This is a genomic window from Runella sp. SP2 (assembly GCF_003711225.1).
GTDB lineage: Bacteria > Bacteroidota > Bacteroidia > Cytophagales > Spirosomataceae > Runella.
The window spans coordinates 357,833-380,333 of sequence record NZ_CP031030.1 but is presented as its reverse complement, the minus strand read 5'-3'; the positions used below and the strand labels follow the sequence as shown (position 1 = coordinate 380,333).

Annotated in this window: 18 protein-coding genes; 10 read left to right on the top strand and 8 right to left on the bottom strand. The window is 43.4% G+C overall.

Annotated features, from left to right (window positions below; translation table 11 throughout):
* Positions 1-90 precede the first annotated feature (90 nt).
* From DTQ70_RS01530 to DTQ70_RS01510, 5 genes are all read left to right on the top strand, one after another.
* A complete protein-coding gene (locus DTQ70_RS01530; RefSeq protein ID WP_122929174.1) occupies positions 91-729 on the top strand; it encodes a pyridoxamine 5'-phosphate oxidase family protein in 639 nt (212 codons plus the stop codon).
* Positions 726-1,247 (top strand): DinB family protein, encoded by a 522-nt coding sequence (locus tag DTQ70_RS01525; protein WP_122929173.1) that lies wholly within the window; start codon positions 726-728, stop codon positions 1,245-1,247. Before DTQ70_RS01530 ends, DTQ70_RS01525 begins: the two co-directional genes overlap by 4 nt.
* 18 nt (positions 1,248-1,265) lie before the next feature.
* A complete protein-coding gene (locus DTQ70_RS01520; protein WP_122929172.1) occupies positions 1,266-1,571 on the top strand; it encodes a cupin domain-containing protein in 306 nt (101 codons plus the stop codon).
* A gap of 213 nt (positions 1,572-1,784) precedes the next feature.
* Positions 1,785-3,413 (top strand): M1 family metallopeptidase, encoded by a 1,629-nt coding sequence (locus tag DTQ70_RS01515; protein ID WP_122929171.1) that lies wholly within the window; start codon positions 1,785-1,787, stop codon positions 3,411-3,413.
* A 24-nt stretch (positions 3,414-3,437) separates the two neighbouring features.
* Positions 3,438-4,331, top strand: a complete 894-nt coding sequence (locus DTQ70_RS01510) for a glycosyltransferase family 2 protein (RefSeq protein WP_122929170.1) — start codon at positions 3,438-3,440, stop codon at positions 4,329-4,331.
* A 149-nt stretch (positions 4,332-4,480) separates the two neighbouring features.
* Here DTQ70_RS01510 and DTQ70_RS01505 read toward each other — a convergent pair whose 3' ends face one another.
* Entirely contained in the window at positions 4,481-4,999 is a 519-nt protein-coding gene (locus DTQ70_RS01505) for a hypothetical protein (RefSeq protein WP_122929169.1), read from the bottom strand.
* A 96-nt stretch (positions 5,000-5,095) separates the two neighbouring features.
* Between DTQ70_RS01505 and metG the strand changes: the two genes are divergently transcribed.
* Positions 5,096-7,153, top strand: a complete 2,058-nt coding sequence (metG, locus tag DTQ70_RS01500) for a methionine--tRNA ligase (RefSeq protein ID WP_122929168.1) — start codon at positions 5,096-5,098, stop codon at positions 7,151-7,153.
* Between the two features lie 177 nt (positions 7,154-7,330).
* Here metG and DTQ70_RS01495 read toward each other — a convergent pair whose 3' ends face one another.
* The 7 genes from DTQ70_RS01495 to DTQ70_RS01465 all read right to left on the bottom strand — a co-directional run bounded on the left by DTQ70_RS01495 (position 7,331) and on the right by DTQ70_RS01465 (position 18,657).
* On the bottom strand, positions 7,331-8,389 hold the full coding sequence (locus tag DTQ70_RS01495) for a S9 family peptidase (RefSeq protein WP_122929167.1): 1,059 nt from the start codon (positions 8,387-8,389) through the stop codon (positions 7,331-7,333).
* 224 nt (positions 8,390-8,613) lie between these two features.
* Positions 8,614-9,984, bottom strand: coding sequence for a TrpB-like pyridoxal phosphate-dependent enzyme (locus tag DTQ70_RS01490; RefSeq protein ID WP_122929166.1), 1,371 nt, complete (start codon positions 9,982-9,984; stop codon positions 8,614-8,616).
* A 406-nt stretch (positions 9,985-10,390) separates the two neighbouring features.
* The gene (locus DTQ70_RS30555; RefSeq protein WP_164489803.1) at positions 10,391-10,672 is read right to left on the bottom strand and encodes a hypothetical protein; all 282 of its coding nucleotides are present in this window, start codon (positions 10,670-10,672) and stop codon (positions 10,391-10,393) included.
* A 683-nt stretch (positions 10,673-11,355) separates the two neighbouring features.
* Positions 11,356-12,993, bottom strand: a complete 1,638-nt coding sequence (locus DTQ70_RS01480) for a DUF262 domain-containing protein (protein ID WP_122929164.1) — start codon at positions 12,991-12,993, stop codon at positions 11,356-11,358.
* Positions 12,990-14,003, bottom strand: a complete 1,014-nt coding sequence (locus DTQ70_RS01475) for a hypothetical protein (RefSeq protein WP_122929163.1) — start codon at positions 14,001-14,003, stop codon at positions 12,990-12,992. Before DTQ70_RS01475 ends, DTQ70_RS01480 begins: the two co-directional genes overlap by 4 nt.
* Positions 14,000-15,034 carry a DUF3696 domain-containing protein gene (locus tag DTQ70_RS01470; protein ID WP_164489802.1) on the bottom strand — a complete coding sequence of 345 codons (1,035 nt, stop codon included), beginning with the start codon at positions 15,032-15,034 and terminating at the stop codon, positions 14,000-14,002. The genes DTQ70_RS01475 and DTQ70_RS01470 overlap by 4 nt, the downstream gene beginning before the upstream one ends.
* Positions 15,035-15,252: 218 nt before the next feature.
* The gene (locus DTQ70_RS01465) at positions 15,253-18,657 is read right to left on the bottom strand and encodes a HEAT repeat domain-containing protein (protein WP_122929161.1); all 3,405 of its coding nucleotides are present in this window, start codon (positions 18,655-18,657) and stop codon (positions 15,253-15,255) included.
* A gap of 294 nt (positions 18,658-18,951) precedes the next feature.
* On the opposite strand from DTQ70_RS01465, the gene DTQ70_RS01460 reads away from it, so the two are divergent.
* From DTQ70_RS01460 to DTQ70_RS01445, 4 genes are all read left to right on the top strand, one after another.
* On the top strand, positions 18,952-19,623 hold the full coding sequence (locus DTQ70_RS01460; protein WP_122929160.1) for a response regulator transcription factor: 672 nt from the start codon (positions 18,952-18,954) through the stop codon (positions 19,621-19,623).
* Between the two features lie 14 nt (positions 19,624-19,637).
* On the top strand, positions 19,638-20,996 hold the full coding sequence (locus DTQ70_RS01455) for a HAMP domain-containing sensor histidine kinase (RefSeq protein WP_122929159.1): 1,359 nt from the start codon (positions 19,638-19,640) through the stop codon (positions 20,994-20,996).
* Positions 20,997-21,065: 69 nt separating this feature from the next.
* On the top strand, positions 21,066-21,350 hold the full coding sequence (locus tag DTQ70_RS01450; RefSeq protein WP_122929158.1) for a hypothetical protein: 285 nt from the start codon (positions 21,066-21,068) through the stop codon (positions 21,348-21,350).
* A gap of 49 nt (positions 21,351-21,399) precedes the next feature.
* On the top strand, positions 21,400-22,482 hold the full coding sequence (locus DTQ70_RS01445; protein ID WP_122929157.1) for an efflux RND transporter periplasmic adaptor subunit: 1,083 nt from the start codon (positions 21,400-21,402) through the stop codon (positions 22,480-22,482).
* Positions 22,483-22,501: the final 19 nt, after the last annotated feature.

Below are 22,501 nucleotides of genomic sequence, written 5' to 3'. Positions count from 1 at the left end.
TAGGTTAAAAAGTGGACTACTTACTTTATTAAAAGTGGACACGTATAGCAATCCAGTAAAGATATACTTTTGTCAAAAAAAAACCAACCCATGCAGCCAACACCACGCACAACTCCAAGCCGTTTGGCCAAACGCGCTCAGTACGACGAAGAAACCGTTTATTCGATTTTGGACGAATCGATGTTTTGTACCGTAAGTTTTACCATCGACGGACAACCTTTTGCACTTCCTACGGCATTTGCCCGCTACGAAGACCGTATTTATATTCATGGTTCAGTAGGGAGTCATTTTATTCGAGAACTAGAAAAAGGCGTTCCCGTTTGTATTTCGGTCATGTTGACTGATGCCTTGGTGGTGGCCAAATCAGCCTTTCATCATTCGGTCAATTATCGTTCGGTCGTGGTTTTTTCTAACGCCGAAAAAGTAGAAGACGCTACCCTTAAATGGGACGCACTCCGTTGGGTCACAGAAAAAATTGTCCCAAACAGTTGGGAATACCTGCGCCCCATGACGGAAAGCGAAGTTCGTAAAACCACCGTTTTGTCGTTTCCCATTGCAGAAGCATCGGCAAAGCTACGCACAGGAATGCCTAAAGACGACGAAGAAGACCAAGAACTGCCGATTTGGTCGGGGCTGATTCCGCTACGTACCGTTCGCGAAACTCCCGTGGGGAATGAATTCAGTAAAAATGTATCTTTACCCGAACATTTAACTCACCTACCCTCATGAAACGTTCCGACATCCAACACATGCCCCAGTTCTTTGACCGCTACATCTTGCTCGTTGATGACATTGACATCATCGACGGTCTGGAGGCAACGGCTGGCCTTTATCACGCGCCCGAAATCAAAGAAAAACTGGAGGCACTTGGCGACCAAGTCTATGCACCTGGCAAATGGACGGCCAAGGACATCATCCAACATTTGATTGATAACGAGCGCATTATGTCTTATCGAGCAATGCGTTTTGCCCGCAACGACAAAACGAGTCTGCCAGGATACGACGAAGATTTGTTCGGTGCCAACACCACCGCTAACCAACGCACGTTGGACGATTTGCTGGATGAATTTGCCGTAGTTCGTCAGTCAACCATCGCACTTTTTAAAAGTTTCAGCGACGAGATGTTCCACCGTTCGGGCGTTAGTTTTAACCAGCAAATTTCTCCCTTAGCTTTAGGGTTTGTGTTGATTGGCCACCCCATTCACCACTTACGAGTGTTGGAAGAGCGTTATTTTCCGTTGATTTAAGGTTCACTTACTACCATCATGTTCGCAAACAAAATTAGCTTGGCAGAAGCGTCTCAAAAACTCAGTCAACACCCCGAGGAATTTATCTCGTTGTTTCGGCGTAGCAACTTAGAAGTGGAACTTTACAAACCACACCTTGCGGACAAACAAACTCCCCACGACCGCGACGAAGCTTACATCATCGCATCAGGGAGCGCAACGTTTGAGTTAGAAGGAAATGTGACCGAAGTAGAAACGGGCGATTTTTTGTTTGTACCTGCCCATGCAGCCCACAAATTCACTCGTTTTTCAGAAGATTTTTCGACTTGGGTACTATTTTTTTAAAACTTTTTAAAAAAAATAAAAAAAAATTGTGACCTTGTATTCGACCTATAGTCTAAGCTATAGAGTTTTTCATAACGTTGAGTAAAGGTTAAAAATCCGAGTGGGCTTCCCGCTCGGATTTTTTTTTGCCCTACAAACTGGTATTATTGCTTTATCAAAAGCATTTTTCATCCCAAACTGGATTCCCAGGCAAACTACAAGCGCTCTTCTAATATGAAAATTTTTCGTCTAGCTCTGCTATTTTCTATTTTTTCCTTCACCCTTTTCGCCCAAAAATACACCTTCACGCACGACGATACGCTGCGGGGCAGCATTACCAAAGAACGTGCTTGGTGGGATTTGCAGTTTTATCACCTCAACACCCGCATCAACCCTGCCGATAGTACGATTGGCGGCAGTGTAACTGTTCGCTACAAAGTAATTCAGCCTTCACAAGTGCTCCAAATCGACCTTCAACGCCCCCTAACGATTTCTAAAATTACACAAGACGGTCAGGAGCTCACTTACAAGCGCGATGGTGACGCTTTTTTTATCACGTTGACAAAACCCCAAAAAGCCAATGCCCAAGAAGAAATCACGGTGTATTATGGTGGCCGACCTCGCATCGCGAAACGTGCTCCGTGGGACGGTGGTTTTTCTTGGAAGCGTGACCAAAATGGGCAACCATTTGTGGCAACTTCTTGCCAAGGCTTGGGAGCGAGTGTGTGGTGGCCTTGCAAAGACCACATGTATGATGAGCCCGACAGCATGAAAATCAGCATCACGGTGCCGCCAGGCCTGACGGATGTTTCCAACGGGCGTTTAAGTAGTATTACCAACAACGCCGACGGGTGGCGCACTTTTCATTGGTATGTTCAGAATCCCATCAACAATTACGGCGTAAACGTAAACATCGGCAACTACGTGAGCTGGAGCGAAACCTTTGAAGGCGAAAAAGGGAAACTCGACCTGTCGTTTTATGCACTACCCGAAAACGTAGAAAAAGCCAAAGTCCAATTCCAACAAGCGAGGTCGATGCTCAAAGCGTTTGAACATTGGTTTGGGCCGTATCCGTTTTATGAAGATGGGTTTAAACTCGTCGAAGTACCTTATTTGGGCATGGAACACCAAAGCTCAGTGACGTACGGCAACGGCTACCAAAACGGCTACCTCGGCCGCGACCTTTCGGCAACGGGCTGGGGCTTGAAGTGGGATTTTATCATCATCCACGAATCAGGGCACGAGTGGTTTGCCAATAATATTACCTACAAAGACATAGCAGACATGTGGATCCACGAAAGTTTTACTAATTATTCGGAAAACTTATACACTGAGTATCACCACGGTAAGCAAGCGGGGGCGGAATATGTGATTGGTTGTCGGAAATTAATTCGCAACGACAAGCCGATTATTGGCGTATATGGTGTTAATCACAGTGGCTCGGGCGATATGTACTACAAAGGCGGAAACATGCTCCATACCATTCGACAAATTGTGAACGACGACGAGAAGTGGCGCGGCATCTTGCGCGGATTGAATAAGACGTTTTACCACCAGACCGTTACGTCACCACAAATTGAAGAGTATATGAGCGCACAAGCGGGAATAAATCTGTCGAAAGTGTTTGACCAGTATCTCCGCGATGTTCGCATTCCAACGTTAGAGTACAAACTCGAAGGCAAACAACTTTCGTATCGCTGGAGCAATTGCGTAGCAGGTTTTGAGATGCCAGTAAAATTAAAAATTGGCGATAATTGGAAGACACTACAGCCAAATTCTGATTGGAAAACACTCAAAGTCGCTAAGGCAAGCGCTGTGATGATAGACCCTAATTTTTATGTAGAAATAAAAAAATTAGAATAAATCATTACACCATTCTTACGACGTATGCACATCCATTATGAACAACACTCGGATGGAGAAAAACCACTTTTCTCCATCCTCATTCCTACTTGGAATAATCTTTCACTGGTCAAACTTTGCGTTGAGAGCATCCGCAAAAACTCCACTTACAACCACCAGATTATTCTCCACATCAACGACGGCTCCGATGGCACTGTGGCCTGGGCCAAACAACAACAGCTTGACTTCACCCACACGGCCGAAAATGTCGGAATCTGCGTTGCTTGCAATGCCGCTTTTACGCTTTCTAAAGCCGATTATATCGTCTATATCAACGACGATATGTATGTGTGCCCCGAATGGGACAAGCGGCTTTTTCGGGCTGTAACGGATTATGGAAGCGACGATTTTTACTTTTCATCAACCATGATTGAACGCATTGACGCACACAGCGGCAATGTTTCTTCTCCGCATAATTATGGCGATAGCGTCGAGAATTTTAAGGAAGAACAATTGCTGAATGAATGGTCGAGTTTGATTATTCCCGACTGGCAGGGCGCCAATTACCCACCAAGTATCATGCACCGACGGATGTGGAATTTGATTGGCGGCTTCAGCGTCGAATTTAGTCCTGGCATGTATTCCGACCCTGATATTTGCAGAAAACTTTGGGCCGTAGGAGTACGTAACTTTAGGGGCATCGGCGATAGTCTTGTCTATCACTTTATGTCGAAGAGCGTATCGCGCATCAAAAAGAACGACGGTAGCAAGCAGTTTTACCAAAAATGGCGAATTTCAGCTCGTACGTTTTTTGATTATTACCTTCAATTTCAGCGCTCAACCCAAAACGCTTATTACAAAGGTATTCTGAGCGAACCCGCCGAAAGTACCGCGCTTCGTTTCAAACGTACCCGCGACAAAATAAAGTACTGGTTTTAAGTATTTGTGCAGCGGGGTACTCATACCCCGCTGAATAGCCTGCGCAAATAGGTCGTCAACTGTGCAGCGGGGTACTCATACCCCGCTGAGTAGCCTGCGCAAGTAGGTCGTCGGGGTATGAGTACCCCGACGCACGCCACGCACATACCTTAAAAACTTGGTGTTTTGTCATTCAAGAGTGTGGTATCCACTACGCTACCCGTACGAGGAGCGCCCGCTTCGATCCACCGCCGCACAAACTCAATTTGTCCTTTATAAAGCGCTTTTCCGTTGAGCGGCATGGGATTCCCGTAACTTAATCCACTGTGGTGACCACTGTCTCCCCAAACCAATTTATGATAAAAAAGACTTTGCAGCGAAAAATAAGGCGTCACTAGCTTTAGTTTGTCAGTGCGGGCATTGGTGTTTTTAGGGTCTTTGTTTACCAAAAAATCATACGATTTTCCCTTGGCCAACACCAAACCGTGTTGCGCAAATGTGCTCGTCTGCTCCGACGCATGACAGCCCGCAGTGGCGCAAGTGGGCGTCAAAATACGGTCTTGAAGCAAATCAAACGAGGCCGCTTGGGGTACAGAAACGGGCGTTTCTTTGGGCGTACAGCGCTCCAGCGCGATTCCCAACGCCAACATACTTCCTGCCAAGTACAACTGTTGTATAAAATTTTTCATAGTTAACTCAAAATTGGCACTGCATCAAAGTTAAACAATTCTCCATTCCCACGCTATTTTACTATTTTTGCAGCCTCAAATTTGACTTATTATCCCATGAGTAAGAAATACACCGTTACGGCGGCCCTCATTTACGCCAACGGCCCTATCCATATTGGTCACTTAGCAGGTTGTTATGTTCCTGCCGATATTTACGTGCGGTACTTACGTGCCAAAGGTGCCAATGTAGCTTTTGTAAGCGGCACCGACGAACACGGTGTACCCATCACCATCCGTGCAAAAAAAGAGGGAATTACGCCCCAAGAAGTAGTCGATAAGTACTATACGCAAATCAAGCAATCGTTTGCTGATTTTGGGATTTCGTTCGATGTTTACTCTCGCACGAGCCTGCCTGTTCACCACAGCACGTCGCAGGAGTTTTTTAAGACTATTTACGACAAAGACGGCTTCGTAGAAGAAACCAGCGAACAATATTACGACGAGGTAGCACAACAGTTTTTGGCCGACCGCTACATCGTTGGAACTTGTCCCGTTTGTGCAAACCCTAACGCCTACGGTGACCAGTGCGAACGCTGCGGAACCGCCCTCAGTCCAATGGAGTTAAAAGAACCACATTCGACACTTTCGGGCTCAAAACCTGTCTTAAAATCGACCAAAAACTGGTACTTACCTTTGGACAAAATGCAACCCGACGTGGAAAAATACGTAGGAAGCCATACCGAATGGAAAACCAACGTATTTGGTCAGTGTCAGTCGTGGTTAAAAGAAGGTCTTCGGCCACGCGCCATGACCCGCGACCTAGACTGGGGCATCAAAGTACCCCTTGCCGATACCGACGGAAAAGTGCTTTACGTGTGGTTTGAGGCGCCGATTGGGTACATTTCGGCCACCAAAGATTGGTTGATTCAGCAGAATGGCACCGATGCAGGCTGGGAGTCGTGGTGGAAAAAGTCGGACAACGAAGATACGAAGCTGATTCACTTTATTGGCAAAGACAACATCGTGTTTCACTGCATCATTTTCCCCGCTACGCTCATGGCGATGGGAGATGAATATTTATTGCCCGACAATGTTCCTGCCAACGAATTTATGAATTTGGAAGGCGATAAAATTTCAACTTCTCGCAACTGGGCCGTTTGGTTGCACGAATATTTAGAGGAACTTCCTGACAAACAAGACGTTCTGCGTTACGTATTGACCGCCAATGCTCCCGAAACCAAAGACAGCGAGTTTACGTGGAAAGACTTCCAAACCCGCAACAACAGCGAGTTGGTAGCGATTTACGGCAATTTTGTCAACCGTGCCGTTGTCTTAACGCACAAATACTGCAACGGTAGCGTTCCTGCCTTGGGTGAGTTAACGGATTTTGACCGTGAGACGCTCGCTTCATTGGCCGAACTCCCCGTCAAAATTGGGGATGCCCTCGAAAACTATCGTTTCCGCGAAGGCTTGGCGTTGTTGATGGATTTGGCGCGTTTGGGCAACAAATACTTGGCCGAAACCCAGCCTTGGCAAGTCATTAAAACCGACGCCGAGCGCGTAAATACCATCATGCACATTGCGCTTCAGATTGCCGCTAACCTGGCCATCGTGAGCGAGCCTTTCTTGCCGTTTACCGCCGAAAAGCTGCGCAACCAACTGTCGCTCAGCCAACAGCAGTGGGAAGAAGCGGGCAGAAGCGACCTGTTGGCAGAAGGCCAAGCCATTGGCGAAGCTTTCTTATTGTTTGAAAAAATCGAGGACTCGGTCATCGAAAAACAAGTACAAAAACTGCACGACGCAAAGAAAATGAACGAATTAGCGACCAAATCCGTCCCTGAACTTAAACCAACGGTTCAGTTCGACGATTTTGCCAAATTAGACCTTCGCATCGGTACCATTTTGGAAGCCGAACGCGTTCCTAAAAGTGATAAATTATTGAAATTTTTGGTGGACGATGGCTTTGAAAAACGCACGATTCTGAGCGGAATTGCCAAACATTTTTCACCCGAAGAAATGATTGGTCGCCAAGTGACGTTCATCGCCAACCTCGCCCCTCGCAAAATCATGGGACAAGAATCTAACGGGATGATTCTCATGGCCGAAGACCGCGACGGCAGCCTATCGCTACTCCAGCCCCACAAAGAAGTGTGGTCAGGCGCGTCGATTTCGTAACTTGATTCGAACCTGATTCTAAAAGTAAGCGGCTGCCCCAAAAGGGCAGCCGCTTACTTTTTAAAAATACCAATCAAACGATCGCCGTACTTCTCCCCTTCCAAGCGCTTACGGGCGTTTTATAGCTTGGTTTTTAGCGGCTATGAAGGCGATGTTATTGGTGTTAGTTTTTTATTTTTAGAGCACTATTTTTTTAAACCATTCCGACATTGTATCAAAATATCCATCACATGGTGGTTGATATTTATTACTGTTTTCAATAGTTTCTTTCATACCACCTGTTTTGCAACTTTTAAGGTTATGGTTACAATCAGGATAAGTCTTTATTGTTAGCTTAGCTTTAGTTCTTTTTCCTATTGTTTCTTTATAGAGGGCAATCGTTTCTCTCCAATTAATATTTGCGTCTTTTTCTCCAAAAATTGCTAGTACAGGGCATTGAATTTTCATAAGCGTTTTCCGAAAATTGGGAACGTATATCATTAGTCCTGTTTTTCTGTCAAATTTATGATGTTCACTTATAAATTGTTTCTGCTTAGACAAATAGGACTCTTCGGTTTCTGAAGAATTGTTTAAAAAAATCCAAAAAGAATCCTTCCTTAGATTTTGTGTCGCTTTTTGATATTCAGCAAATGCCCCACCTTTTCTAAATATATCATTACCTCGTTGCCATTCTGAAACCAATAGTTGTATTTCAGTTTCACTTCTTCCTTCAATTCTAAGATTTGTTTCAAGCAAGTAGCCAAAATTTTCTTTATCATCTGTTCCACTCACCGAAATCCAATAGGCAATTTTTGGATATTCTTGAATTACCAAAGGGCAAATCCATCCTGCACGGCTAATCCCCCAAAGTCCAATATTGGTAGCCCCTGCAATATTTTTACTTTCTATTTCTTTAATTGCAGAAAGAACCTCATCAGCACTACTTTGTACTGTTTGATTTACGTCAAATTCACCTTCACTTTTTCCACAACCAGGTTTATCCCAAATAACACAAGCAAGTCCAAGTTTTACAAAGTTTGAGCGTAAATCGTAATACCAATTTCCTTCTACAATATTACTTTTTCCGTAACCTTGAACAATTAAAATTACTGAAGTCGGCTTTTGTCCAATTGGTAAATCCAGAAGTCCCCTAAGTTTTTTACCGTTATGAATAAACTCAAAACTTTCTGTTTTAATCTGTCCAAATGCTGAGTTATAAACGAACAGAATCAGGATAATGAAGGATCGTAATACCATAGTTTTTCTCGTTTACTACATAATTTTTCTATTGAAACTATCCTACTAAAACTACTAACAACAATCGAATGTGCGCCGCTCTAATATCTTTAAACACGGGATTTGGAGCAGCTGGACGTTCGCGCCATCGAAGACTGGGTGCTTTTTAACGTAACTTACAGAAAAACAAATCAATAAAAAGCGAGAGGCTATCCTTTTGGGACAACCTCTCGCTTTTATTTTTATTAGGCCATTGGATAACCCTCTAGTTCTTTCAAGCCCGATTTCAATTCATCGTCGGTCAAGAAATGGTCGGAGAGTTTACCGTCGAAATAGTCCATGTAAGCCTGCATATCCAAGAAACCGTGGCCGCAGAGGTTGAACAAAATCGTCTCTGATTTGCCTTCTTCTTTGCAACGCTGCGCTTCTCTAAATACCTGCGCGATGCCGTGCGTGGCTTCGGGCGCGGGGATAATTCCTTCGGCTTTGGCAAAAGCCACCCCTGCCTCAAAACACTCCAACTGCTGAATGGCATTGGCTTCGATGAGGCCGTCTTTCAACAACTGTGAACACAATACCGACGCTCCGTGGTAACGCAAACCACCCGCGTGAATGGCCGCAGGACGGAAGTTGTGACCCAAGGTGTACATCGGCAACAACGGGGTAAACCCAGCCGAATCGCCAAAGTCGTAGCGGAATTCACCCTTGGTAAGTTTAGGACACGAAGCAGGTTCTACCGCAATGGCGCGCACGTTTTTACCTTCGGTGATATTTTTGTGTAAAAATGGGAACGAAATCCCTGCAAAGTTGGAGCCACCACCCAGCGGCGCAATGACGACGTCGGGATAATCGCCCGCTTTTTCCATCTGTACCAAACACTCTTGGCCAATGATGGTCTGGTGCATCAACACGTGGTTCAGTACGCTTCCGAGGGCGTATTTACAGTTTTCGTCCTGAACGGCACACTCAATCGCCTCCGAAATAGCAATTCCTAAGCTTCCTGGGGTGTCGGGATATTGTTCCAAAATCTTCCGTCCCGACTGCGTCAGTTCCGAAGGAGAAGGGAAAATCTTGGCCCCAAACGATTCGATGAGGGCTTTGCGATACGGTTTTTGGTTATAGCTAATACGCACCTGAAACACCTCACACTCAATGCCAAACATCTGACAGGCAATGGCCAAGGCCGTTCCCCACTGCCCTGCGCCTGTTTCGGTAGTAATGCGTTTTACACCTTCCATCTTGTTGTAGTACGCCTGCGCCACCGCGGTGTTGGTTTTGTGGCTACCCGATGGACTTACGCCTTCGTATTTGTAGTAGATTTTTGCGGGCGTGTCCAGCATTTTTTCCAAGCGATGCGCACGGAACATGGGCGTTGGACGCCACAGCTTGTAGATTTCGCGTACTTCTTCGGGGATTTCGATGTATCTTTCTTGGGACACTTCTTGCTTAATCAGCTCCATCGGAAACAACGGAGCCAAATCGCCTGGCCCTACGGGCTGCTTGGTAGCGGGGTGCAAAGGCGGCAGCGGCTTGTTGGGCATATCTGCCTGAATGTTGTACCAATGTCTTGGAATTTCGTCTTCGGTGAGTAAGATTTTGTGTTGCTTTTCCGACATGATTTAAGGAATTAACGTGATTAGGAATATTAACCTTTAAACTTAAAAAGGATTTTCCCGACCTGCAATGACCTTTGTCGAAAAGTTTTACAAAAACCTTCCCGAAAGTTTCAGAACTTTCGGGAAGGTGCAGACTTTCGGGAAGGTACAGTTCTAAGCTAAAACTCCCCCTCGTCTAAGCATTTTTTTGAAATCGACATTTGGGCATGAAACTTGGCAACCTTCCCGAAAGTTTTAGAACTTTCGGGAAGGTATAGACTTTCGGGAAGATGCAGTTATAAGCTAAAACTCCCCCTCGTCTAGATATTTTTTTGAAATCGACATTTGGTCATGAAACTTGGCAACCTTCCCGAAAGTTTCAGAACTTTCGGGAAGGTTTAGACTTTCGGGAAGGTGCAGTTATAAGCTAAAACTCCCCCTCGTCTAAGCATTTTTTTGAAATCGGCATTTGGGCATGAAACTGAACAAACTCATTGATTCCCCCAAAGTATTCCAACACTTCGTCTCGTTTTAGGTTAGTCGGTTTCACACTTTTCAGCGCATGGTAAGAAGAAAACTCCCACCTATCCATGGAGTTGACAAAACCATGATGAATGGGATTAGCATGAATATAATGAATCAATTGTACCAAATAGTCTTCATTGTCAACCTCTCGTCGCTTGAAATTTGGCATAAATAAACTGCCCATTCTGTTTTGCTGGCGATTAAACGCTTGAGAGTATGAACTGTAAAGATTACCAAACGCTCGACTTATAAAAGCAGGCCAGTTCACTTCTTTAGTCACTGAATTGTACGGGGTATTTTTCACTCCCCATGCTATTTTTAACTCATGTTCTTCCTTAATTCGTACTAAAAGATGCAAGTGATTAGGCAATACGCATAGGTATCCAGAATTGGATTCATGAAAAAGGCATAACGTTGTAGAAAAAACTGATAATTGCCTCTGTTTGCAAACAAATTATCTCGGCCATTGGCGTGATTAAAGATATGATAGCAGGTACCAGGAACAAGTGGAATTTCGTAATTTTTCATTTTACAACTCCTTTAGGGTCAACAATAATTCACCTACGATTAGACTTTACATCATCGCTAAAGTTTCTGCTGAGCCTTAAACAAAAACTTCCCGAAAGCTTAGAGCTTTCGGGAAGTTGAAAAATTGTCGAAAAGTTTTATCAGGACCTTCCCGAAAGTTTCAAAACTTTCGGGAAGGTAGTACTCCTATTTTTTCAAATTCACCAAATACTCTACCAAATCGCGGATTTCGCGTTTTGACAAAATGCTTCCCATTGGTAGCATTCCCGACGGCATGTTTTCGCGCTTGCCGATGCGTGCCACAGGAATCACCAACGGCTCAGCGTCGGAGGTTTAGGGTTATACTGCATATTTCAACCCCAATGCTTCAACAAAAGCCTTCTCATTCTCCACTATTAAGCCTTTTCTAATGTCTAAAATTTTTCTTTGTGATATATCTTTATGGTAGGTATTGAATATTTCCCTCATTTCGCTTGTTAAAAAATAGTTTTCGTACTTTGAATTATATTCTTCAAGCATGAAAGACATATCTTTTGATTTAGGAAATTGCTCTGTCAAAAGATTAATCGTAGGTAAAACCCCTTCTGGTAATAAATTTCCTTTTTCATCCTTTATATCAACGAATAAATAATTCATATTTAGACCTTCAACCTTAGATGTTTCGATTATCTTAAAATCATTCGAGTAATTTAGCAAAAAGAGCACCAATGCTTTAGCTCGTACACTACCGAAAAAGATTTTGGGGGGAAATTCAAACACAGAAAATGCAGTATCAGGTCTGTCATTGAAAACAGGATCTTGTTCTTCGTCTTTTAGAAAGTCTTGAAATTGAAGGTATGCCGCCCGTTGCTTACTCAATGAATAAATAGTGAAGTAATTGGCATAAGTCGTAATCCAAAACCACTGTTTTAATTTTTCAAGATGTACCTTACTTGGATTTTCCACTTGGTTGAAAAAATCAGTGATAAAAATCAAGTGATTTCCATAAGGCAATAGTTTACTATCTAATACTAATAAATTTTCAAATAAAAAATGAACTGCTTTTTTTATGCTTTCAATAGTTTTTTTTGTAACTTCTACAAAATCAGCTCTTTTAACTAGCTTCTCAATTTTACTAGTATTTTTTTGGTTCATTTGGTCAAAATGGGCTTTCCCAAACGAATTTATAATACACTGAAAGATAACTTCACGTTTGATATTGTCAAAGTTGTAAACTTTTAATTCTTCTACTAGCATATCTATAGCACTCCCCAATCTAAAACCTCTTTTATCTTTATTGTAGGAAAGAGCTGAAACCATCCAATCTGGTGAAATAATAGACCCTTTGGAGTTTACTCTTGAGAATATTTCAACGGCATCTTCAATACCTCCCCCATTAATTTGTACTGAAGGAAGAGAATAATCAATGAAAATAGACCCCAGATTCCTGTATCTATCCATATATGATTCTACCTGTTCTTCCTCAAACCTTGTCCTTAATTCCCGCTCTCGGAGGAAAGCTGCTTTTGTATCGATAAGTTCGTATATTGGAACTTGGTAAGATTCTAAATCTCTTGTTCTCGGGATAAAAAACTCTTCTTCTTTTAAATCATAGCAGATAAAAAACTCTTTTTTCCATTCTTCTTCATCTATTTCTAGTTTTGTTTTATTTTTATCCAAAAGGCATCCAAACAAAGTAGATAATCTTTGAAATCCATCTAATATGTAATAAAACTCTCTATTCCCAGTTAAAGGGGTTGTGTAAGGACCCACTTTTTCCATACTTCTTTCAAAAATATTATCTTCTTCTGGTTTCCAAAGTAGCAAAGAACCAATCGGATAACCATTTTTTAGGCTATCAAACAAGTCTTTTCGTTTATTGTTGTCCCATGCTTTATCTCGTTGGAAGGGAGGAATTTGTAGCAGACCTTTTTCTAAATCTTCTATATAGTCTTTTAGGCGACGTACTCTGGGTTCTATTTTTAGCTTACTACTCATAGTAATTCACTTATTTTGTCAAGAATTTTTTGAAGTTCATCTGACCCTGCTCTATTTTGTAATCCTTCTTGAGTTACATTCTGGCTTAAAAATAGCTTTGGCAGTTCCGTTTTAACGCTTAGTTTTTTACCATTTTTATCTTTTATTTCTAATTCCCTATTTCTAAAAATATCTTTACTGGTAGCAGAAATACCTCCATACAAATCTTTTATTTCAGGAAGGAGTTGTTCAAATCGTTTATTTGGAAAACCACTGCCAATATCAAAAAAATCTTTTTGCACATCACTTAAGCTTAAATAGCATCGTATGTAATCTTCGTTATGCGAAATCTCTTCAAATACTGCATCCGGCAAATAGTTTTCCATTTCTCTTTTAGCTAAGATATGGAACGGAATCTCGTTCTCTTCGAGAAATTGAACAAGGTTTTGTTTCTCATCTTTTAATGGTTGGTCAGGATGCAATTTATCACTATCTATCAGTGCAAAATATCTTAAATAAGAATGGCTATTTTTGGGAAAGCTATCTTTATTTTCGTCAAATCTACGTTTTTCAGACCTTATTAAGTTTGGAATTGTGCTACCTGCTCCCATTCCAAATTTCAACCATCCATTATTCAGATGCTGCTCTATCTTTCTCCCTTTCTTTTTAAAGTTATTTAGTAACGCACGAATGAAATAAGCATCATTTTCTGCATTTTCAAGAATTAATGTTAAAGGTGTAGACAATATTTCATATGCTTCCATAGTGGAAAAATTGCCACTGGACTCATTAGAAATTTTCAACAAAGATGTAGGTTGGGGATTCAATCCTGACCAAGCTATATGTTCTTTTATTTCATCTTGAAAAGGCTTTGGTAATGATTTAAACCATTCACAGTTTAATAAAGACTCTATTTCGTCATAAATATACATTCTGTGACGTTCATCAACTTGTAACCAAATTTTGTATAGTTCTCTAATATTGGAGTCAGAATTATCTTCAAAAACATCCTTTGAGATAGTAAAAATCATAAGGCTTGTAATTTTTGAGCTTTTCTGATTCTGATAGTTTCGTATAAACTTTCACTAAAAATATTTTCAGGCCAGTAATCAACTTCACCTTGTTTATCTACGGTAACAGGTAACAAATTACTTTCGTTACGTTCTTCATCATAATCAACATAATAAATCGCTAAATCTTCACTGTTTAGTTTACCCTCTGCTACCAATGCTCTTAAGCGGAGAATAAAGTTTTGAGAATGAGTCTCTATAAAATATTTTTTATTATTATCCTTAAGTGATTTAACAAAGAGTTCTGCCAAATTCCCATGAGCCGCAGGGTGCAAATGTAATTCTGGTTCTTCGATACAAATCAATATTTCATTCTCGGCATCCATGCAAGCTCGTGCAACCAGTGGTAAGGCATGAACCATACCTAAACCAACATCCTTGATATTGATTCGTAAGTCTTCATTTTCTAAACGAATAGTATAAGGAGGTGTATCTTTGTTTATTGTCAAGCCCCAACCTTCAAAATTGAGTTTATAAAATTCAGAAACCTGTTTTACAAGGCTTTGGGGTGTCGTTAAAGCATCATCTATCAAAATTTGATAAACATGTTCACCAAATAAGCCAACCCTATTAAATTTTTGAGTTGATTTGTCAAAATAGCGTTCCAACCCCAATCGTAATGAAGAAATGTATTCTGTAGTTAGTGATAGATTATTAAGAAAGTTTCGCTTATAAATAAAACCATTAAAATCTTCTTCAGAAGGTTCTATTATTTCCTTATCATTGTATTTCCAGAAGAAAATTTTAGGAATACCCTCAAAATGACTAACGACTACCTCTAATTCATCTTCGCCACTCTTCAAATTAAATTCTAGTTGCCCTAACGGGTTTCTACCATAAATCAAATCTTTAAACTCACCACCAAGTTCTACACCATCGCTTTTCCATCGTAATGGTTCAGGAAAATCACCTGATAAAGAACCTTGTATTAATGTTGGCAACTTCAAAATAGCACTTTTTCCTGAACTGTTTTTTCCTATTAAAACAGTCATAGGTTTGATTATAAGGGTCTGCCAACTCTTGAAGACTTTATAATTCTTAAATTTTATTGTATTAACCATAATTCAAAGGCGGAAGGGTGTCGAACGAACAAATATATACAAACAAGCTCTTAGGTTGGATGATTCAATATAAAATAATGTAAAAAAACGCCACAAAACCTGAGCTTCGTGGCGTTTTTTGAATAAATGGTGCTGGGAATAGGTTTCTCCTACTTTTTCAAATTCACCAAATACTCTACCAAATCGCGGATTTCGCGTTTTGACAAAATGCTTCCCATCGGCGGCATCCCCGATGGCATATTTTCACGTTTGCCGATGCGTGCCACAGGAATCACCAACGGCTCAGCGTCGGAAGTTGTGATGGTCAGCTCTTCCGCCGTTTCTTTGGCCAACGTTCCGTTCACCACTTGACCGTCTTTCAAAGTGAGCGATACCATACCAAAGCCTGGTGCCAAACGCGCACTTGGTTCTACTAACGCTTGTAACAATTGTTCGCGCGTGAGAACATCACCAATGTGCGTCAACGAAGGCCCAACGGCTCCGCCCGTACCGCCAACGGCGTGGCAACGCACGCATTGCGCAGCCGAGTTATTGTTAAATATGTTGCGACCTGAAAAGCGATTTCCGCCAAAAAGTGATTCCGCATATTCATCCATCGTCGAAGCGCCTGGTTTTACTGTCGCCATTTTTTCCTTTAATGAAGCTACCCCCGAGGCTTCTACCGCTTCTTTCAGCTCCAACGACAAGTTTGGCGATAGTTTTTTAGCCTTCAGCTGATCAATCAAGTCGCTCAAGATTACCTGTGTTTTATCAGCTTCCATTTTCCCTAGTACTTCGAGCATTTTTTGTTGCTCCCGCGTTGTGCCTTTGGTAAAAATCGAATTGACAATCAAAGGTAAACTTGCTTTAGTAACGTTGTTATTGTTCAATAGACCCAACGCCACCGTGCGCACACTTTCTTCTTTGTCGTCCATTCCTTTCTTAACAATGGCATCAATTTGCGCATATCCGAGCTGGTTGAGGGCAGTCAAAATAGCACTTTTTACCCGAGGGCTTTCACTGGCATCAAAAATCGACACCAATTGTTCGTTGGCTTCGGTGATTTTTACATCCGCAATCAAGCCCACAATCGCCGCCAGAGGTTCGGCATTTTTCTCTTTTAAAAATTCATTAATGAAGGGCAACACTTTGGCTTTTACTGCCGCAGGGTCACGCTCAATTTTACCACGGTAACGACCATCCACGCGGTCGGTGTACGACGGATTTGCCCACGTTCCGAGCGCGGCTAATGCTTCTGCTTTTATGTCTTCTTTGAGGTCGGTGCGACGGGCAAAATCAAGCAACAATTGGAGTTCTTTATCGCCGCCCACGCGCAATGCCGCGTTGATGGCACGGCGTACAATCACCTCCGACGTAAAGCGGGTTTCTTTTAAAGTAGCCGCCAATGCTGGCAACGCTCCCACAATCGACAGGTCGTCGTTGATGGCACGGGCTGCTTCGGCTACGATGTATTCGTCTTTGTCGTTCAAGAAAACGGCTACATTTCCATTGCGTAAACGTCTCAATACCACCACTGCCGCTGTCCGCAATGCTTTGCTTGGGTTGTTAGCCAAGGCTACCATTGGTTCTACTTTTCCAATGCGCGACAAAGCCAAAACACCCGCATGACGAAGGTAAAGGTCTTCATCGTTGTTGGCACCAATCATTTCAATCAACGGTGTTACGGCATCTGCATAAGCAATGCGTCCCAACGCCTCAGCAGCGTAAAAACGAACGCGCGGGTTGGTATTTTTCAACAACGGTACCAACGCACTTCCTGCGTTTGCGATGCGTGCATCTCCGAGCATTTTGGCGGCTTGGGCGACGATTTCGGTATCTTTATCGTTCAACAACGACATCAACGTTGAAGCATTGGCTTGGTCGATGCGCGTCAACTGACCAATTCCCCAAATTCCGTGAATACGCGCCAATTGGCTTTGCGTTTGTTCGGCTGCTTTTATCAACTGCGGAAGTCCTTTTTTGCCACGATTTACCAATTCAAATTGCGCTTTTTGACGAACCCGCATATCTCCGTACGAAAGCAGCGAATACAGTTTTTCTTCGGTTTGCGCAGGGTAACTCAACTGAATCATCCGCTTGGTTTCTTCGCGTACGGCCGCTAGGTCATTTTTATCTTTGGTAACGTCCAATTTCCAGACGCGACCGTAGTTTTTGGTGTCCCAACCATTAATCCAGTCGGCGACGTACAAGGCCCCGTCGGGACCAAATTTGATGCCTGTTGGTAAAATCCCGCTCACAATGTCTTTTTCTCCATCAAGGTCAAACGTTGCTCCTTTTGGTTTCAACCCAAAGGACCAAATGTGTGACCGTGAGGGCGTTCCGACAAACTCTACCAAGAAAAACTTGTTCTTCCACTCCGACCCTAGCGCCGTACCTGGGTTGTACTCCATCCCCGTTGGGCCGTTGTGGTAGTTCATGATTGGGGGCAAAATATAGGCCGCTTGCCCCTCCCAACGTGGTTTGAACAATTTCTCGTTCATCCACACATTATACTTATTGTTGCGCGGATCGGTGTATTTTCCATACTGCCAATTAGAACGCCAACCTGCATCGTGTCCTTGTACCACGTGCACCAAACGCTCGCTTTCGCCTGGGTGGTCACCGTCGTTATCGGACGAAATAAGGTTGCCGTATTCATCAAAAACAAACTCGTGGGTGTTACGAAGTCCTGAGGCAAAAATCTCAAAATCAGAGCCGTCAGGATTAGAACGAGCGATAATTCCTGAATTGGGGTTTTCCCATTTTTTGCCGTCGGGCGCAGTGATATTCGCCCCAATGTCTCCAATGTTCCAATAAATACGTCCATCAGGCCCTTCAGTTACACCCGACATTCCGTGTCCGCCAAACCCAATGTGTACGCCGTATCCATGGCTGATGGATGTCTTTTTATCCATGATACCATCGCCATTAGTATCTTTCAAACGCCATAGGTCGGGGGCAATTCCCACAAAAATTTCGCCCGCACGCACCAGCATACCACCCGCTACGTCGGTAACTTCCTCGAAAAAGTCTTCCACCACCCGAAGCGAAACGTCGGCGATACCATCGTTGTTAGTATCTTCCAACCGCCAGATTTCGTCTTTTTCAACGGCCAAGTCTTTCCAATCGTGTATGCCATCTTCGTTGAGATCAGCGAGCCACTCGTTGGCTTTACTTTTCTCGGGAGAAAATGTTTTGCGCAAAAACGCCCGACGGTCTTCTACCGTTTGAAGCCCGATTGACTCCGTCATCCAATCACGGTGGCCGCGAATGTCAAATTCCGAATTTTTTTGGCGATTAGTACGGTTGATATAGACCCGCCCTTGGTCGTCGATAGCCATCGCCACGGGGTCGGGAGCAAGTGAATCAGACGCCCAAAGCGTCATTTGCAGGCCATCAGCGAGCTTAACAGGCGTTTTTTCACGGATTTCTTTGGCTCTGGCAATGGCCTTGGTAGGGTCTTCTTTGATGACAACGGGCTGGCTCGTACGTGGTGTTTTCATACACGACACCACCAAACAAGCCGTCCCGATTGCCGCCGAAAGTTGCAATTTTGACTGTTTTTTAAAACGCATGGGTTAATCAAACTTTTGTGAGAGAGATACTTAAAACTAAATAAAACGACCAAGTTATGCTTTTTACTTATCCCACGTCAGTTTTTTAGATGAGCCCTTCTTTTATCGCTTTTTTTATGCCAAATAGTGCGACTTAATTGTCGCAAGCGGGTATGAAAAAAGGATTAAAATCGCTTTGTGAGAAGTGTATGTATGCCTACCCAATCAAGTCGGTGTATATATTTGCAGCAACAGCACACCCTCTAAAGGGGTGGAAACGAACACTTTGACACATCAACAACCCACATCGTTTGTATGAAAATCTTATTAGTGGAAGACGAGTATAGACTCGCCTCTTTTATCCGAAAAGGTATTTCGGCCGAAGGCTATGAAGTAGAAGTTGCCTACGACGGGCGCATGGGTCTGTCACTTTTTCGTAAAAATAGTTACGACATCATTTTGTTGGACGTTAACCTCCCTCACATCAATGGTTTTGAGTTATGTCAGCTTATTCGGGCTGACAATGAAAGCGTCCCCGTTTTGATGCTAACGGCCCTCGATAGCCTCGCAGACAAAGCCGATGGCTTTAACGCGGGCGCGGACGACTATCTTGCCAAACCTTTTGAATTTCAGGAACTTCTTTTGCGTCTTCGGGCACTCACGCGGCGAAGCGGCACCAAACCAAAGCAAATCTTACGGTTGGCAGATTTGGAACTGAACCTTGATACCAAGACAGTCACTCGCGCTGGCCAACGCATCAACCTCACGACGCGCGAGTACTCTTTAATGGAATATTTGATGCTCAACAAAGGGAAAATCATCTCACGGGTGGACATAAGCGAACGCGTTTGGAGCTTGGATTTTGACAGCAGCACCAACGTCATTGACGTCTATATCAGCTATTTACGCAAAAAAATAGACAAAGGCTTTTCTACCAAACTCCTCCACACCATCGTCGGAATGGGTTATGTGCTACGCGAAGGATAATCGTTTCTCTAAATATGCTCATTCGAAATCGACTTACCATTATTTTTACCCTGCTTGCCACGGCCATTCAGGTGACGCTGTCGTTGTTGGTTTGGTATTTTTACTCGTTATACCGCCAAGAAGAATTTTATAGCCGATTGGAGGGAAAAGCACGGGTTGCAGGAAGGGTTTTGATTTCGAGGCGGCACCTGCACGATGATTTTTTTAAAAACATGGTTCGTACCGATTTGCTCACCATTGTCGAGGAACAAATTAGTATTTTTGACCAACAACATAAGTTAGTTTTTACCAACCGAACCCTCAAAGAATCAGACTATTACAAAGAAAAAATCCCACATCTACCCTCTTCTGATGCCATTTTTGAATTTCGTGCAGGCCACCTTGAGTCCATTTTGATTCCTTACAATGACCAAGGGCAGCGCTTTTTCATTTTTGCCTCGGGCTACGACCGCATTGGATTTGCCAAACTTGGCACGTTACAGCAAATCCTACTGTTGGCCAATATGTTAGGATTTTCCCTGATTGTATTAGCAGGTTGGTATTTTTCGGGAAGGGTGTTGAAACCCATTTCGCAAATCGTGGACGAAGTTGAGCAAATTACCGCCAAAGACCTACACAAACGCGTCAACGAAGGCAACCGCCGCGACGAAATTGCGCAGCTTGCGATGACCTTCAACCAAATGCTCTTTCGGCTCGAAGATGCCTTTGTCTCCCAACGGAGTTTTGTGGCCCACGCCTCGCACGAACTTCGTACTCCGCTTACCAACACCCTCGGCACGCTCGAAACATCGCTCCGCTACGACCAAAACCCCAACGACTGGCGCGACAGCATGGAAGTCGCCGTGGAAGAATTAAAAAAGGTCATTTCGCTCACCAATAGTTTGCTCGGACTGGCACGCGTCACCGATGGGGCGCTTACCCTCCAAAGTGTGCAGGTGGATGATTGTTTGCTGACGGCACTGGGGCAAATTCATGCCAAATACCCGCACCGAAGTTTACCCCTTCAATTTACAACCGACGACGACCACTCGCTGACAGTAAAAGGAAATGCAACTTTGCTGACCACTGCCTTTCTAAACCTCCTCGACAATGCCTGCAAGTACTCTACTGAGGCCGTTTCAGTACAACTTCAGACGACTTCTGATAAAATTTTGGTCATCATCAAAGACCACGGACGGGGCATTGCCGAAGTCGATATTGCCCACATTTTTGACCCACTTTACCGAGGAAAAAACGTAGAAGGCGTTCCTGGGTTTGGCATTGGCTTAGCCATGACGCAGAAAATCATTGAGCTACACCAAGGCTTTCTTCATTTGAATTCTAAAATCGACGAGGGTACCACCGTGTTGGTTTCTTTCTCTAATGTTTTCTAATTTCCTTCTCACATCGTTTTAATACCTAAGTGGTTGCTTTGTTTTGTCAATTAACACAGCATATCACCTATGCGACGCCATTATTTTCCATCGATTTTGCTTTACGGTTTAGGACTCACGTTGGCCCTGTCACTAGGCTTCAACGGCTTTTTACTTTACCAACAAACCCGCCAACGGAGCCTCTATGAATTTGAATTAGCCAGCGTGGCTAGCAGTGTCGATAATGTGTATTGTCGGCAGCAACTTTCGGAATGTATTCGTCACAACCAAGAGAAAGATAGCCTCTTACGAGAATTGGCCCAACACCCCAATGCTCCCCCGCTTTACAAAACAAACTCGCATTCAAAAAAATAAATCCACTCACATTATTCCCCATTCTCCCTACACAAAAAGTGAAATCAGTATGAATAAGACCCTCATGCTCGCAAGTTTCTGTGCCTTGTTGTGGTGTACAAGTTGCTCAGAAAAAGAAGAAGAGAAGGAAGAAATTACCAAGTTTTTGGTGACCAACCCCCTCAAAAAAGACACTACCATTACGAAAGATTACGTCTGCCAAATCCGTGCATTTCGCCATATTGAGCTCCGCGCTCAGCAGCGAGGCTACCTCCAAAATATCTACGTGGACGAAGGTCAGTTTATCAAAGAAGGCCAATTGATGTTTCAAATCATGCCCAAACTGTACGAAGCCGAAGTACAAAAAGCCGAAGCCGAAGCTAAGTTTGTCAGCATCGAATACCGAAACACCAAACGCCTTGCCGATAGCAACATCGTAGCGCCCAACGAATTGGCGATGGTCAATGCCAAGTGGGACAAAGCCAAAGCCGAACTTGCCTTAGCCCAAGTACATTTAGGTTTTACCAAAATCAAAGCGCCTTTTTCGGGCATCATGGACCATTTTCAAGTACGCCCTGGAAGTTTGGTGGATGAAGGCGATTTGCTCACCACGCTTTCTGACAACAGCAAAATGTGGGTGTATTTCAACGTACCCGAAGCCGAATACTTAGATTTTAAAGCCAAAGCACAAGACGGCAAAAAGATGTCGGTCAATTTGTTGATGGCTAATAATCAACTCTTTGGTCACTCGGGCATTGTCGAAACGATTGAGGCCGACTTCAACAACGAAACGGGTAACATTGCCTTTCGGGCTACTTTCCCCAACCCCAAAGGGCTGCTTCGTCACGGCGAAACAGGCAACATCCAAATGGTGGTTCCGCTTCGCAACGCCATCATTATTCCACAAAAAGCCACTTTTGAAATTCTAGAAAAACGCTATGTGTATGTGGTTGGAAAAGACAACGTTGTACGATCACGTGAAATCAATATTGCGGCCGAAATGCCCGACCTCTACGTGGTAAAAGATGGCTTAGCCGCCGACGAACGCATCTTGCTTGAAGGTATCCGTAAAGTACACGACAACGAGAAGATTCACTTTGATTACCAAGACCCGCACAAAGTGTTGGCCAATCTTAAAGTTTATACTGAGTAACAGCCGTCCCCAAAACCTC

What these genes read in the sequence shown, in the direction of transcription:
- DTQ70_RS01475 (WP_122929163.1), bottom strand. Translation starts at nt 14,003, where the DNA reads ATGATTTTTACTATCTCAAAGGATGTTTTTGAAGATAATTCTGACTCC.
- DTQ70_RS01525 (WP_122929173.1), top strand. Translation starts at nt 726, where the DNA reads ATGAAACGTTCCGACATCCAACACATGCCCCAGTTCTTTGACCGCTAC.
- DTQ70_RS01490 (WP_122929166.1), bottom strand. Translation starts at nt 9,984, where the DNA reads ATGTCGGAAAAGCAACACAAAATCTTACTCACCGAAGACGAAATTCCA.
- DTQ70_RS01470 (WP_164489802.1), bottom strand. Translation starts at nt 15,034, where the DNA reads ATGACTGTTTTAATAGGAAAAAACAGTTCAGGAAAAAGTGCTATTTTG.
- DTQ70_RS01510 (WP_122929170.1), top strand. Translation starts at nt 3,438, where the DNA reads ATGCACATCCATTATGAACAACACTCGGATGGAGAAAAACCACTTTTC.
- DTQ70_RS01465 (WP_122929161.1), bottom strand. Translation starts at nt 18,657, where the DNA reads ATGCGTTTTAAAAAACAGTCAAAATTGCAACTTTCGGCGGCAATCGGG.
- DTQ70_RS01520 (WP_122929172.1), top strand. Translation starts at nt 1,266, where the DNA reads ATGTTCGCAAACAAAATTAGCTTGGCAGAAGCGTCTCAAAAACTCAGT.
- DTQ70_RS01515 (WP_122929171.1), top strand. Translation starts at nt 1,785, where the DNA reads ATGAAAATTTTTCGTCTAGCTCTGCTATTTTCTATTTTTTCCTTCACC.
- DTQ70_RS01455 (WP_122929159.1), top strand. Translation starts at nt 19,638, where the DNA reads ATGCTCATTCGAAATCGACTTACCATTATTTTTACCCTGCTTGCCACG.
- DTQ70_RS01505 (WP_122929169.1), bottom strand. Translation starts at nt 4,999, where the DNA reads ATGAAAAATTTTATACAACAGTTGTACTTGGCAGGAAGTATGTTGGCG.
- DTQ70_RS01450 (WP_122929158.1), top strand. Translation starts at nt 21,066, where the DNA reads ATGCGACGCCATTATTTTCCATCGATTTTGCTTTACGGTTTAGGACTC.
- DTQ70_RS01480 (WP_122929164.1), bottom strand. Translation starts at nt 12,993, where the DNA reads ATGAGTAGTAAGCTAAAAATAGAACCCAGAGTACGTCGCCTAAAAGAC.
- DTQ70_RS30555 (WP_164489803.1), bottom strand. Translation starts at nt 10,672, where the DNA reads ATGGGCAGTTTATTTATGCCAAATTTCAAGCGACGAGAGGTTGACAAT.
- DTQ70_RS01460 (WP_122929160.1), top strand. Translation starts at nt 18,952, where the DNA reads ATGAAAATCTTATTAGTGGAAGACGAGTATAGACTCGCCTCTTTTATC.
- DTQ70_RS01530 (WP_122929174.1), top strand. Translation starts at nt 91, where the DNA reads ATGCAGCCAACACCACGCACAACTCCAAGCCGTTTGGCCAAACGCGCT.
- DTQ70_RS01445 (WP_122929157.1), top strand. Translation starts at nt 21,400, where the DNA reads ATGAATAAGACCCTCATGCTCGCAAGTTTCTGTGCCTTGTTGTGGTGT.
- DTQ70_RS01495 (WP_122929167.1), bottom strand. Translation starts at nt 8,389, where the DNA reads ATGGTATTACGATCCTTCATTATCCTGATTCTGTTCGTTTATAACTCA.
- metG (WP_122929168.1), top strand. Translation starts at nt 5,096, where the DNA reads ATGAGTAAGAAATACACCGTTACGGCGGCCCTCATTTACGCCAACGGC.